The organism is Bacillus sp. FSL W7-1346, assembly GCF_038593335.1.
Lineage (GTDB): Bacteria > Bacillota > Bacilli > Bacillales > Bacillaceae > Bacillus > Bacillus altitudinis.
In genome coordinates this window covers 1,731,305-1,745,909 of record NZ_CP151988.1, presented here as the reverse complement: position 1 = coordinate 1,745,909, position 14,605 = coordinate 1,731,305, and the positions used below count along the sequence as shown (strand labels likewise).

Below are 14,605 nucleotides of genomic sequence, written 5' to 3'. Positions count from 1 at the left end.
CTCAAGGAGCCTCTTGTCTATGTTTATTTGACAATAAATAAAATTCGTTTCCCGTCAGGATACCCGCTGATTTGATGCCCTACCCATGAACCAGCGCCTCTATTATCTGATGGACTGACATATTGAACGCTCGCCCCCTTTCCTCCTTCAAGACACACTGCCATCGGCCATTCATCCCGGTCAAAACCAGGTTTTGTGGGAATTCCTTTTAATGATTCTTGCCTGCGGGCATCTGCCCCATTTCGGTCAATGGTACACACATCTGAGTGCCCTTTTCGAATAGCTTCTTGAATATGACTGCCTGTTTCAGGATACCGTTCCTTAGGAAATTGAATCACATGATCATAACGATCTGCCCCTTTTGCGGAACGATCCTCTCCAAAACCACCTAATAACGCACCCATCCAAATGACAAAACAAAGAACGACAGCAGCGATCCAGCCTTTTCTCATCTTCAAAAGCTTGTGACCTCCTCATACTTCTGATGAAATGATGTTGACTTGAAGGGAATGAGTCATTTTTAATGTATGAGTGGCTGAGTGATGACATGTGAAAAACATGAGCTGAATCTTCCTGGATACTGATCCATAAAAAAAACGAATGATCTCTTCATCATTCGCCTTGTTCTACTTAAGATATGTCATCTACTCTATATAATGTTTCGTTTTGTGAAGACATCTCGGACGGCATCCCAACTTCAGCTGATGTGGACCGTTTATATTCTTCAGATGAGATGACTGTACCATGTGATTTAATCCAGCTCACCAATTTGCTGTTAGCTGATGACTGATTGTCTGGTAATAAAAAGTATTTCACCTTTCCTTGTTGAATAAGTGCTTTTAATTTATTGACAGTCAAAATAGGATCTGTCCCATTAAAACCGCCTAAGGCCATGACATTCTCATCTTCATCAATAATATATGGCGCTGCGGTAACAGTCGTAAGCGTTGCAAATAAATACGTTTCTCCTGTTTGATGCGCCTTTAAATAAGTGAGTAAGCCTTGATCGACACTAGATATAAACATGTTCCCTCCTCGTGAACTAGCCAGCTGTACACCTGCTTCTGGAAGAACAGCATTTCCACCATATATGATTGGGGTGGCGGACCAAAAACCTGGAAACAGTAACAGCGTTGTCAAAGCAGTGATGAGCAGTCGTTTCATGATCAATCGTTTTTCTCTGTACATCAGCAATAGGATAGCGATACTTGTTCCCGCAATCGCAATGGCATACATCCAAATACTACTGATTTGAGTCGTATAGTTACTCAAAATATACCCTTGGAAGATGGCTGTAACAGCGATTGCTGCTGGAAGCAAATACGCAGATACTCCTTTGTTTGCCTTAAATAACTCTCCCATCTTCTTAGCTCCTATGCCGCATAGTGCTGCAATAGGCGGGGCAAGCATAATGAGATAGTAATGGTGAAAGAAACCCGCAATACTAAAGAATCCGGCAGCAGGAATCAGCCATGCTGTCCAAAACATCGTTTGTTTCCATTCATTTAATTGAGCTTTTCTCTCCTTCCACCAACTGATGATCATCCCTAAAAGCCCAAACAAAGCAAACGGCAGCATCCAGCTGATTTGACCTGACAATGCAGATTGAAATAAACGAAATATACCGGGATTCCCCGTGCCATACATATTCATACTTTGTTGACCTACAGCACTTCCAGGCGGAGAACCACCATCTGGACCATGTTGAGGTGGCATCATTTGATTTTGGGATGGAGGCGGCTGATTTCTGTTTGACTGATCCTCTGACGAATCGCCTAATCCAGAATGATCTGGCATCACCATACCTGCTTGCTGGTTCATGTCTCCAAAGGATTTCCCTGTCGTCTGACCAAGCAGCCGTTCCGTGCCATTATAACCAAAGGCAAGTTCTAACACTGAATTTGTTTGGCTGCTTCCCACATAAGGGCGCTCACTTTCAGCTGTCATATCTACAGCAACTGCCCACGATAGAGATAAGCAGACTAATACGACCATAGAGCATAAGAGAGAGAAAATTTTCTTTTTTAACGGTACGCGAGCAGCAATGAAATAGTAGAAAATAAATGCTGGAACGACCATAAACGCTTGCAGCATCTTCATATTAAATCCTACCGCTACCAAAGCGAAGGCAATAAGAAGCCAGCGCAACTTCCCTCTTTTTACAGCACGCATCAAGAAATACGTACCCGCAAGTAATGTGAAGACGAGCATACTGTCGATATTGTTCGTTCTGCTCACAGCTGCGGCAATTGGTGTGAAAGCCATAACGGCCGCTGACACCCTTGCAGCACCTTGACCGAAAGCCGGTTTTATCATGAGATAAAGAAGAAGAACAGACCCCACTCCAGCAAGTGCCTGCGGCAATATCACACTCCATGTATGAAAGCCAAAAATAAGTGCACTGATGGTTTGAATCCATAAAACGACGGGTGGTTTATCAATTGATACGAATCCAGTTGCATCAAACGAGGCATAAAAAAAGTGATGGAAGCTTTTGGACATACTTTTGACTGCAGCTAAATAATATTGATTGGCACTGTCATTCTGCCAAATTTGATAAGTGTAGAGAAAAGCTGCGATCAGTAAAATCAACAACAATATCATATCTATTTTTTTATTTTTCACTCATATCTCTTCTTTCTTTTTCATTTATTTCATTCAGCATAGCTTTTAAATATGAAATAGTGATGAACAAAAAAAGAAACTTTTCTGCATTTGACGATAAAAAAAGCCTGTCCCCTGTAAAGGAAACAAGCTGAATGCCCTATTTTTTATTGCGCCTTCGCATAGTTGATAAATTCAACAAAAGCAGCAGTCGCTTTTGGTCCGCCGTTGATCGTTCCGTTTGAATAACCCGCATTATGGACCCCGACGATTTGTTGGTTCTGATCTAGCATCGCAGAGCCAGAGTTTCCGCTAAATGTATCGATCGTATAGTATGCGAGATTCGTATCTTCTCTCGTGACTGGACCTGACATTTCCCATTGTGACACTTTGCCAGTCGATCTCATTTTATCACCTGGATATCCAGAAATTTTAATCGTTGTACCTGTTAGATTTGTCACTTGACGAATAGAGCGATAGCCGACCGTATTTCCAATGTTCGTATCTGTTTTAATGACGGCAAAATCATATTGACTCGCCCCCGTGTTGATATATCCACTTGGTACATAGAATTCGGTCATGTTTGCTGAGCCGTTCACGGCCGTGCTGTCATTCATGCCTGGGTAGACAGACCCTTTTGCACTATAGCTTCTTGTGGCTGTATTGTAGACGCAGTGTCCGTTTGTCAATATTTTGTTTGGAGCAATGAGTGTTCCTGTGCAGCTAGATCCACCAAATGTAATATAAGCAATAGAATTATAGGGTGCTACTCTTGTATTCGTCACTTTTGTTCTACCATCGTCTCCAATGACTACTTTTGTTTGAAAGTCTTTTAAATATTTTGTGAGTGGTTTTACTTTTTCGCCAATAGTAGAAGAGAGATCATCCACTTTGTCAAAGGATGAGGGGGTTTTCAAATCGTTGTGGAAGTCAGCTGAAGAAATCACCTTTCCGTCAGAAGTCACCATGTCATAATCAGACGTAAGTACTGAATCAGATGCTGCATGGGCAAAACTAGGCACACTTAAAGCACCAAAAACGAGTAGAGAAGGGATTAATTTTTTCACCTTTTTCATCATATTCCTCCTTTATGTCCTATATCAAAAATGATACGATTGTTTCATATTGGAGTAAATGAGAGAATATTCTTATTTTTTACAAAATATTTCATTTGTAAATTAGGTGTTTCGTATCTTCCAAATATTTATTCTAGCGATCTCTCTATAAAAAAAGAAAAACCGCCAAAGTGGCGGTTTTAAGATTGTTGACAAAGGGCTAAAATGTGATTTATTTTAGCCCTTTGTCTTCTTTTCAGCGTGATCAGCTCCATACATCTTTTACATATCTGTTGTCATTGGCTAGAGATGTCAGCCATTGTTCAGCTGTTTCTTTCGCACACTGTTTCTCAGTCTGATACAGTTCAATAAGTGTTGCCTCGACATCTGGTGCCATGACCTTTCCATCCCCGCAAATATACAGGTAGGCGCCTTTGTCGAGCAATTCAATGAGCTTGGCTCCATCATTTTTAATGAAGTGCTGGACATACACTTTTTGCTCCTCGTAGCGAGAGTAAGCACGGTGGATGGTGACGACTCCTTTTTGTTCTGCAAGCTGCATTTCGTCATAATACAGATCATCTTCATGCGGGTGGCGGCAGCCAAAATAAAGATGGGCTTCACCTAACGTCTTCCCTTCATTTTGCCATGTTTCCCTTGCCTGAATGAACCCTCTAAACGGGGCGATACCTGTTCCTGGTCCAATCATGATCATTGGTATTTCAGGAGAAGGCGGCAATCCGAATCCTGCTTGAGCTTCATGAAGGAAGCAGGCCACTTCATCTCCTTCTTGCAGTCCGCATAAATAGTTTGAAGCGACACCTGCGTATTCACCGCGTCCGCTCCATGATTTTCCTTTCACAACAGCTACTGTGATACTAAGCCTCTTTTCATCCACCTTTGGCGAACTGGAGATCGAGTAATAACGAGGCTTCAATCCTGGTAAAAGGGCTAAAAAATGAGCAAATGGCAGTTCACATGCTTCGTATTGTTCTAGTAAATCAAGCATGGTCACACGCTTCTTTAATATAGCTTCTTGATAAATTTCTCCCGCCATTTGTTCAAGTTCAATACGATGAGGTGGGCATACCGTATATTTTGCAAGATCTCTTAGCTGAGTACGTGTCACAGGCTCTTGCAACTCTACATGTGACGCCAGCAATTCTCCGACTTGAATTGGCTGATTTAATGGTAAATGACTTGCTTCTTTTTCCGAAGAGAGTATCATGTGCTGCTTGGGATCCAGCTTAAAACGATCGGTCACTCGCTGAACGAGTGTTGCACTATTTTTTGGCACGATTCCGATATGATCTCCTTCTTTATAGTGCTTGCCTTCAGGTAATTGAAGTTCGATATGCCTTGTTTGGCGGGTACTTTTTTCAGATTGTAATTCTTGATTTTTCAATACAACAGCTGAAAAGGCACCGTATGTTTTAGCTACAGGACGTTCCACTAGTTCATTCGTATATGCAATGGATAGGTTTGGCTTTTCTTGGCGTTTCTCCTGCAAGGTTAAATTGAATTCTTTTGCAAGCTCATCGAAGACTGTCTTCTGGAATGTTTCTTTATCTTCATCCATATCACCGCCCGCATCGCCTTCACCAATATCCGTTACACGCTTCGCCCCTTTTCTTTCAAGTGCTTCATCAATCAGACGAGGAATACGCTGATATGTGCTCGCCCAATTTCGATCTCCGCACCCAAAGACTGCAAATGTCACGTTTGATAGATCCTGCTCCTCATCTTGCGTCACCCAATCCACAAACTGTTTCGCATGGTCAGGCGGATGACCGTTGTATGAAGCCGTTACAATTAAAACTGCGCCTGACTCTGGTAACTTTCGAGTATAATCATCAAGCGGTGCCGTTGTCACGTCAAACCCTTTTGCTTTCCCGTCTTCAGCAAATTCGTTTGCCATCTGCTTTGCTGTGCCCAGATTTGATCCGTACAAGACCAATAGCGGTGTTCCATGACTCGCTATTTTTGCTTCAGCAGATGCCGTGCTTTTTGTTGGTTCTTCTTTCGGAGGCGCCATAAAGAATTGCTGCTTTCTTGGCCGCACTTTGATTTTAAAATCATTCGGCTTAATGGTCAGAGATTCTTTTAAATCCAGTTCATACGACGTATGGTCAATCAGTTCAAGGTTGTGCAGAACCATCGCCAGAACCATCGTGGCTTCATGAAGGGCAAATTGCATCCCAATACATGCACGCTGGCCATTTCCGAACGGTTTATAGGCATGCTGTGGAATCTTTTCAGGATGCATAAAACGTTCAGGCTTGAATTCTTCTGCATCCTCCCCCCAAACCGCTTGATCCCGATGTAATTTAGGAAGCAGCACATTGACACTTTGGTTTTTTTGGATCGGATATTTTCCTCCAATGACTGTATCCTCTTTCGCATAAAGAGAGAACGTAGGCGCCGTCGGCCAGAGGCGAAGTGCTTCATTTAAGACCATACGCGTATAACTTAGTTTTTGAACCTGCTTAAATGTCGGCAGTCCGCCTTGTAGCACGTTGTCTGCTTCTTGTACGGCTTTTTTTAATTTGTCTGGATTCTTTAGTAAAAAATAAATCGCAAATGACAACAATCCACTTGTTGTTTCATGACCTGCTATTAAGAAGGTAATGATTTGATAACGGATATTTTCATCCGACAGGCGTTCACCTGTTTCAGGATCCTTTGCATGTAGCATGAGAGATAGTAAATCATTGCCCGTTTTATCTTGTTTTTTCCGTTCTTGAATAATGTCATCTACTAATTGCTTCATAAAATCAACATCTTGTTCAAATTCTTTTCTTCTTTTGATCATTAATTTATCTGCGACCGGCAATCTGCTTGCTTGATCCATCGCTTCATTTAAACCATTCAGCATGCTTTCAATAAATGGATGTTGATTTTCTTTATAAAAGCTGTTAAATCGAAAATCAAAACCGCATAGCCCGATCGTATCTAAAGTGAGCTTTGTCATATCTTCTGCTACTTCAATTTCTTCATCACGGCCCGTTCTTTGCCATTTTTGTACAAGCTGTGTGGCAATATCGAGCATCATCTCATGATAGCCCTTCATGGCCTGCTGGCTAAACGCCGGCATCAAGATGTGATGAGCCTTTCTCCAATTCGGCTCTTCTGTCCAACTTGTGAATAACCCATCCCCTGAAAATGTTCTCACTTTATTGAGACTGCTTCCAATGAATTTATCAAAACGCCTCTCATCAAATACTTCTTTAGCAAGTTCATGGCTGGAAACAAAAATACTTGTTGCTTTTGAAAATTCAAACTGAAAGATCGGCCCTAATTCATCTGCCAGCCGCCAAAAGGTTTGAGAAAGCTCTCCTTTTTTGATATGAGGAATATTTTTTAAAGGTCCGTATGTTTTTGGTTTTGGAATGATTGATGTTTGTTGCATGTGCCCACTCCCTTTATTTCTTTATGATGCAACGCTAATGGCACGCCATAAGCATTGCTCAATATCTTCTAAAAATTCAATCGTTGGTTCAATTTCCTCTGCTAGAATCTGTTTATGAAGCTGAACGAACGCTCCAAATACAATGGATAAAATCGTTCTCCCTGAAAGATTTGGATGAATTCCATCCTTTTTGCCTTCTTCAAAAATATGAAATAGCTCATTTAATAGCTGCTGCATCTTCTCTTTACTTTTCTCATCTAAATAGTGTGAGCGTTTGTCAATTTCTAAGAAGTACAGACCACTTGGGTTCTCTTTTGTAAAGAGCACTAAGCAATAAAAGACATGTTTGAAATAAGCCCTAATGCTTGCTTTAGGGTCTGGACTGTTTGTATTCACCTTGTCGATAAATGCAGTCAGGCTTCGCTGGTATAAAATGTTCACAAGAGCCTCTTTACTATCAAAATAACGATAAATGGTTCCTGCTCCAACATTGGCTCTTTTCGAAATCATCGGCATCGTTGTACCGTCAAAACCCCGTTCAATAAATAAGTCCAGAGAAGCCTTCATAATCTGCTCCTGTTTATCAGTAGTTGCTGCGGGCATTTCATCCTCTCCTTTCGTTTTATCAGGAATGAATATTCATTCCGCTTGGTGTATATTATATTAATATTTTAAATTCTTCTATTTATACTTAAACATACTTATTTTTCTCCGTCACTACATTTTTTGAAAATAATAATAATTGAGAAATGATACCTAGATAGATGACATCCAAACGACTTATAAATATTGGCAGTTCTGTGACGCGCGGGTGTCGACTGAACTATATGTTCATTCTTGGTCAATTGGAGAATGGATGTGATCGTCATATGTATCAATATATAAACTGCCATTACTTGAACGAACCGCATAAACAATGTCTTTTAAAGACAGCTGCCTTTTTTGAATTTCTTCATATATCCACTGCTCCGTTAATTGGTTTTCATGAAGGTTTTTCAAAATGAGCTTTCCGTCCATAATGACTTCAATGGGCATGTAACGCTCTGCCTGCATCCATAGGTTAAGATCTTTTCGCGTGACATAATCAAATGAAGGGTATTTTTTCACCGACATATGCCCATCTGTTTCAATCATTGCAAATTCAACTTCACTAATGTCAAACACATTCTTTTCTCTGAGCTGTTGATTTAAATAATCAAGTGTATACCTCATTCCTTTCATATTCTCTTCAAGGATTTTGCCATTTTGAATCACAAGCGTTGGTTTACCGGCCATAAAACCTCTCACCTTCCGGCTTCTTAAAGCAAGTAAAGAAATCACATAAATAATGATCACAAGTGTCACAAAAGAAATGGTTGTGTGATGAAGCGGAAGCGTAGTATTAAACGCCAAGTTCGCCGCAATTGAACCTAGACTGATCGCCGCAATGAAATCAAAAATATTCATTTGTGCAATGGTTTGCTTTCCAAGAAGACGGGCACCGCCGAATAAAATAGCAAAAGCAAATATGGTTCGAAGTATGACTTCAATATGATCTGGCATTTCAGCTTCCACCTTTCGATTTCATGAAAAAAAGCCTTTTCTCTAGAAAAGACTCTTTGTTAGACTATGCATTTATTCCGTCATTATTCAAATGGCCCGCTTCCGTTTGCTCAAATTGTGAACGCAGCTCAATGATTGAGCTGTTTCTCACGTTTACTGGATCTTGCTCGAGTAGCCATGTATAAAATCTTGCTTGCTCTGCTGTTTGCAAAGCCTGCATATATTTTTGGGTGGAGCGCTTATCTGCAACACGCTGTTTAATGGATCGCATTTGCTTCCAAAATTGATAATAAGGAAGCTTTAACTTGGTCATAAAGCCGCTATTATCCTCAATGACATAGCCTTCTTCTTTGATTGTGTCATCATGTGATACAGATTGATACCATTTATAGAAAGAGGTCCAATCATGAAACACTGCCACTTGCTGTTTGCACCGCATGCCAAGCTGTTCACTGAGCCTTTTCACTTCAGCAAATGGTTCTTTTTCATAGCTCAGCTGACGCTTCACGATATCAAGTAAAATGAGTTGATCATGATCATATGTGATAATATGCGGATCTTTCCCTGGCAAAATGACTTCAAATACAAGGGATACATGGTTGTCGCGTACGTATGATTTGATGTAATCGACCTGCACATCGTCAAAGGTCGCATAAAATAGCTCTTCGACCCAAGCAGCATGCTGATTTTGCTTCACATGTGACGTATACGATTTGGACGTAAACACCAGCTCATCTTTTATGTCGTTAAACCCAACCGTGCCTAAGTATCCATTTGCTTTATCAAAGACCGTCACAGGAAATTGAAGATGATTCACTAAATGCTGCATTCTGGTTTCAGGACGTTCATCAATATTAAAGAACTTATTATAACTTCTAGACACAATCTGCTTTGAAGTCATATTGATAAACAACCCTCTTGCTTTGACATTTATTTCATCCCATTGTCTTTCACTAAATGCTTTTTTGGTGAAATTAAAAGATGAAATATCGTGTGGCAGCTTTAATTCCTGTACATATTCATGCTGATCTAAATGGGCTAAAAAATCATCCAGCGTCAAATTGGGCTGAACAAAGACCGGTTGCTTGTTTTCAGAAGCTCTGTAGACAGGGTTGTCAATTTCATGTGTCTCAATCCCGCCTGCTGTGATTTTTAACACACGCAGCTGTCCGCCAAATTCAACCTGACCTTCGAGATTATAAGATCTTTCCGCCGCTTGGATAGGCAGTCTATATAAATTGCGATGACCATGAATTTGAATGATATCTAATCCAGAAGTATTTTGCACAAATAAGTGGTCAATGTCATCTGAATATTCACCTACTCCGTGAATAAGCTGCTGCGCTGAGACATGCAGAAGCTCTTCTGGCAAATGAGCAAGCCCACCATGGGTGACAAGAAATGTCTGACCATGATACGTAAAATAGGTGAGCTGATGAAATGTTCTGACAAACTTCCTTAATTCTTTTAGGTCAAAACCTGCTTCCGCAATTTCAGGCGCAGTATGACGGTTAAACATATTACTTCTCACTTTTTCTTCATGTGCATATTTGTAAAGATGCTGATCATGATTTCCTTCAATGACGATCACATTGCGGCATTCTCTATGTGCCAGCATCCATTCTAACACTTCCTTGTTTTCTATTCCTCTATCAAGCAAATCACCTGCAAAGATATAAAGCTCGTTTTCTTTCAAGTCTCCTTGCAAATAAGTATTTAGAGCTGTGTAACAGCCGTGAATATCACCGAAGACGTGAATGGCCTCATACTGATCAAAAGACCTGGGCTGATACGTCATAATGGCTGGATATTCCTCAGGCGTCAAAACGGTTACCCATGAAGGCACCTTCTCTGTCTTTAACCGTTCATTCATTTGATATAAAACAGATTCCTTCACTACTTTGTGCGGCTCTCGACAGCGATTTTGCAGCAAGGCTGTTTCAAGAGGCACTTGCGTAAAATCGACGACATACACTCTATAGCGGTATGAAGTAGCTAATGATTTATACTGCGAAATGGACTTACTTGTGACATGTGTTGCATCAATGACAGTAAAGTCTCCTCGTTCCATTCGGGCTGTGAGGAGTTCAAATAATAAAGACCAGACTTTATGATCATGTTTGCTTGAAATTTCCGGCTTCCCATTGACTGATAACTGCGGAGGCTGGGTTAACAGACGGATCTGATCCGCTGATAATGTATATGGTTCTAAGCCTTGTTCTTTGATCCAAGTTGATTTACCTGCACCTGGGAGACCTCGTAAAAGGACTAAAGTTCTCATAATGGTTCTCCTTTAATGAGTGATATTTTACCTATTATAGATAAATTATGGATAAATCTCAATCTTTTATTTTTTATGGCAATATATAGATATAAGGAGGGTTACACATGCCTAATGAAGCGAATACTGCATTCAACATTGGGGATATCGTATTCAAGTATTTTCTCTTCTATTTATTGCATTGATCGTGACCATCGTTGTCATCGCGATTCGAATGATACGAAGAAAACAAGTGGAATTGAAGAAAGTCGAGGCTAGATTAAACAAAGTAATTGAAAAAAATCATTTAAAAGAGTAAAAAAATCCGGGAGTTAACCGGATTTTTTTGTTTTCATCACGATTCCTTGTCGCTGCTGCATCAAAAAGAAAAAGACACCTAAAAGGACAAGAAGACCACCGAACATTTGCATCAGCGTGACTTTCTCTCCAAGCAGTAAAACAGCGAGTATCGTTGCCCCAACAGGTTCGCCTAGAATACTCATTGAAATAGTTGTCGCATTCACATAGGTTAACAGCCAGTTGTTAATGACATGGGACATGGTAGGGATAATGGCGAGCAGTAAAAAAATCCCCCATTCTTTACCCGAATAGCCTACAAAAGGCGTTTGCTGTATAAGGTTAAATAAAATTAAAAAAAGGCCGGCAAAACCAAATACACAAAAACTATAAATCCAATGAGATATCTTTCTCACAGCTTGTTGACCGATTAATAAATAACAAACAACAGCGATTACACTGAAAAAGGATAAAATGTCTCCTATAATGGCGTCTTGGCTATGTCCGATATCCCCCCATCCGATCATGAGCGCACCAACAATCGCCGCACACATTGTGAAAATGGCTGACTTCGTTGTTCGTTCACGAAAAATGAGAAATCCGCCTAATAATGACACCATCGGCTGAAGTGCAATGATGATTGTAGAGCTCGCCACTGTGGTGAGCTTCAATGAGCCGAACCACAAAACAAAATGGAGCCCTAAAAAGAAACCTGACATACATAAGAAAAACCAGTCTCTCCGCTTTAACGAGACAAACTCTTTTTGACGCGGCAGAATAAACGGAAGCATCAAAACCGCCGCAAATATCATTCGATACATACTTAAAATAGCAGCAGGCGCACTTGACCACTTCACAATAATGGCCGAAAACGAAATCGCAATGATGGAGATCACAAGCGGCACCGCAATCGACTTCTTTGGAGCATTTGTCTTCATTTCCATTAGCAGCTTCCTTTACATCAGCAGTAGATGAGCTTCTCATCTTGTATGACGTCATCTTACTATGACTATTCGCCTAGAGGCAAGATGAATTTTTAGAATGTTTACATAAAAAAAGCTTTCTCCACGAAAGCCCCAGATTGTTGACAAAGGGCTAAAATGAACTTTATTTTAGCCCTTTGTTTTCTTTTCAGCGTGATAGAAAACCTTTGCAGCCCTAGGAAGGACGAGCATCGGCGCGGAGCGAATTTAACATTCGTGAGCACCGAAGCACAGGACTGACACCGAATGCGAGGGTTTGCCTATACGCTGAAGCTTTCTTCACGAAAGCCCTTATTCATCATCTATTAATACATAAACAGCCCGCACCGGCCCATGAACACCAACCACTAAATTCATTTCAATATCGGCAGAATTACTTGGACCTGATATAAAATGAATGGCGCCTTTCGTCTGCTCTCCTTCTTCTACTAGGCGATGAAGAGCTGAAACAGCATGAATCATCCGCGGGACAATTGTGCTTTTTTCAATACATACGATATACATCATCGGTAAAAAATGAAGTGCTCTCCCTTGACCTTGATGGGAGGAAAGAACAACGGTTCCGGATTCTGCAAGTGTGTAATCGCTGAATACCACTGCATATTTCGCTTGTTCTGCCTGCCTTATATTTTCTTCTCTTGATGTATCTGCATTCCAGCTAGTAACTGAGATTCCTTCTTTCCGCAAGGCTTGAAACATAGGATGACATTCATATTGTGCAAAACGTCTATCGCTCGAAGTCATCACAGGACCTTCTCCATACTCTTTCATCAATAATCGTAACGTTGAGGGTGCTTCTTTTGGCGTTGTTTCTACCACTCTCGTATGAATTTGCTGACATTGCACCTTCAATTGCTCTACCAATTCTTCTTTCGACAGACCTTCATTTGTTTCCCAATTGACTCGATGCTTCCAAACCGGACGCCGAATAGATGCAGGCTTGGAGGGGCTTTTGCCTAATTGTTGCTGGATATGTGCTAAAAATGGATCTCGATGAGAAATGGTTCCTTTCATTGCCGCTCCTCCTTTTGTTTCTTTTTAAACCAATCCCGAAACCTTTCTTTGCTTGGCGCTGGGAGGTCACGAATTTCTGTCCAATTCTTTAAAGGACCCGCACCTTTTGAAATCTGTCCGTTTGAAGCCATACGTTTCAAGAGCACAGGGGCTGCTTTTGTTCCAAATCGATACATTCTAGGAGTGGATGCGCCCATTCCGAACATTTTCATTGCCATCATTTCCGCTTTAGGCGCTCTCCCCTCTTTTTCAACGATGACTTGTCGATGTTTGATTAATAATTCGTGAAGTGGAATTTTCACTGGACAAGCATCTGTACAGGCTGCGCACAAACTTGAGGCGAAAGGAAGCTCTTGGTAGTCGTCATATCCTCCAAGTAGCGGCGAAAGAACAGCACCAATCGGACCCGGGTAAATTGATCCGTACGAATGACCGCCAACATGCCGATAAACGGGGCACACATTGATACAGGCTGCACACCGAATACATTGCAAAACTGGCTGAAATTCCGTCCCTAATATGTTTGACCGTCCGTTATCCACAATGACCAAATGGAACTCTTCTGGCCCATCAACTTCTTCTTCTCCTTTTGGCCCCACGACAGAGATATAGCTTGTTAACTTTTGACCTACTGCGCTTCTGCACAATAGACCGACAAGGACATCGAGCTCCTCCATCGTTGGTACAAGCCGCTCCATCCCCATGACTGCGATATGTGTCTTTGGAATAGACGTGACAAGATCCGCATTCCCTTCATTCGTCACAAGACAAATCGATCCTGTGTCAGCCACAGCAAAGTTACAGCCCGTCACACCAATATCTGCTTCAAGAAATTTTTCTCGTAACAAAGCTCTTACAAATTTGGTCATTTCTTCAGGAGTCTCTGACATATCATATCCAAGCTTTTCGTGAAAAACTTCCCGTATTTGTTCTTTCGTCATATGAAGGGCTGGTGCCACGATATGTGAAGGTGGTTCATGGTCATCAACTTGAAGAATATATTCTCCAAGATCGCTTTCAACTACCTCGCAGCCAATCTCTTCTAGCGCTTGATTCATTTCAATTTCTTCTGTGACCATTGATTTTGATTTCACGATCTTTTTTGCTGCTTTTTTTTGTGCTACATCTTGAATGTACGCTGATGCCTCTTCCTTTGTTTTTGCAAAAAACACATGACCTCCACGTCTACTCACGCTCTCACTTAATTGATATAAATAGTCATCAAGATGGGCCAGTGTATGCTGCCTGATGTCCTCTCCAAGTTCACGCCACTTTTCCCAGTTTCCAAGCTCTTCACTTGCAGTCATCCGTCTTTTATACAGACGCTCCTGTGCAGAGGAAACAGCTCCTCTCATCACATCGTCTTCTAATCCTTCGCCGATCCGCTCTTTAAAAGCCTTCTTTCCAATTTTCATACTCATGTGCCGTTCCCCCTCTTAGC

General features: G+C 41.2%; 11 protein-coding genes. 1 reads left to right on the top strand and 10 read right to left on the bottom strand.

What is annotated here, in order from left to right; all coding sequences use genetic code 11:
• Positions 1-23: 23 nt before the first annotated feature.
• The 7 genes from NST09_RS08860 to NST09_RS08830 form a co-directional block, all read right to left on the bottom strand.
• Entirely contained in the window at positions 24-404 is a 381-nt protein-coding gene (locus tag NST09_RS08860; RefSeq protein ID WP_224559893.1) for a NucA/NucB deoxyribonuclease domain-containing protein, read from the bottom strand.
• A 226-nt stretch (positions 405-630) separates the two neighbouring features.
• Entirely contained in the window at positions 631-2,625 is a 1,995-nt protein-coding gene (locus NST09_RS08855; protein ID WP_342493520.1) for a glycosyltransferase family 39 protein, read from the bottom strand.
• 146 nt (positions 2,626-2,771) lie between these two features.
• Complete coding sequence (locus tag NST09_RS08850) at positions 2,772-3,680, bottom strand: trypsin-like serine protease (RefSeq protein ID WP_025207394.1); 909 nt, start codon at positions 3,678-3,680, stop codon at positions 2,772-2,774.
• 244 nt (positions 3,681-3,924) lie between these two features.
• The gene (locus NST09_RS08845; protein WP_342493519.1) at positions 3,925-7,068 is read right to left on the bottom strand and encodes a bifunctional cytochrome P450/NADPH--P450 reductase; all 3,144 of its coding nucleotides are present in this window, start codon (positions 7,066-7,068) and stop codon (positions 3,925-3,927) included.
• Positions 7,069-7,089: 21 nt separating this feature from the next.
• Positions 7,090-7,671 carry a TetR/AcrR family transcriptional regulator gene (locus tag NST09_RS08840; protein WP_017359589.1) on the bottom strand — a complete coding sequence of 194 codons (582 nt, stop codon included), beginning with the start codon at positions 7,669-7,671 and terminating at the stop codon, positions 7,090-7,092.
• Between the two features lie 228 nt (positions 7,672-7,899).
• Entirely contained in the window at positions 7,900-8,610 is a 711-nt protein-coding gene (locus tag NST09_RS08835) for a DUF421 domain-containing protein (protein ID WP_017359590.1), read from the bottom strand.
• 64 nt (positions 8,611-8,674) lie between these two features.
• Positions 8,675-10,891, bottom strand: a complete 2,217-nt coding sequence (locus NST09_RS08830; RefSeq protein WP_242730471.1) for an RNA ligase — start codon at positions 10,889-10,891, stop codon at positions 8,675-8,677.
• Between the two features lie 114 nt (positions 10,892-11,005).
• Here NST09_RS08830 and NST09_RS08825 point away from each other — a divergent pair, with 114 nt between their 5' ends.
• On the top strand, positions 11,006-11,149 hold the full coding sequence (locus NST09_RS08825) for a hypothetical protein (RefSeq protein WP_169476029.1): 144 nt from the start codon (positions 11,006-11,008) through the stop codon (positions 11,147-11,149).
• 53 nt (positions 11,150-11,202) lie between these two features.
• Here NST09_RS08825 and NST09_RS08820 read toward each other — a convergent pair whose 3' ends face one another.
• The 3 genes from NST09_RS08820 to NST09_RS08810 all read right to left on the bottom strand — a co-directional run bounded on the left by NST09_RS08820 (position 11,203) and on the right by NST09_RS08810 (position 14,585).
• Positions 11,203-12,111, bottom strand: coding sequence for a DMT family transporter (locus NST09_RS08820; protein WP_060781073.1), 909 nt, complete (start codon positions 12,109-12,111; stop codon positions 11,203-11,205).
• Positions 12,112-12,441: 330 nt separating this feature from the next.
• Entirely contained in the window at positions 12,442-13,164 is a 723-nt protein-coding gene (locus NST09_RS08815) for a lactate utilization protein C (RefSeq protein ID WP_046343613.1), read from the bottom strand.
• Positions 13,161-14,585: a LutB/LldF family L-lactate oxidation iron-sulfur protein gene (locus tag NST09_RS08810; protein ID WP_342493518.1), complete on the bottom strand. Its 1,425-nt coding sequence runs from the start codon at positions 14,583-14,585 to the stop codon at positions 13,161-13,163. Before NST09_RS08810 ends, NST09_RS08815 begins: the two co-directional genes overlap by 4 nt.
• Positions 14,586-14,605: the final 20 nt, after the last annotated feature.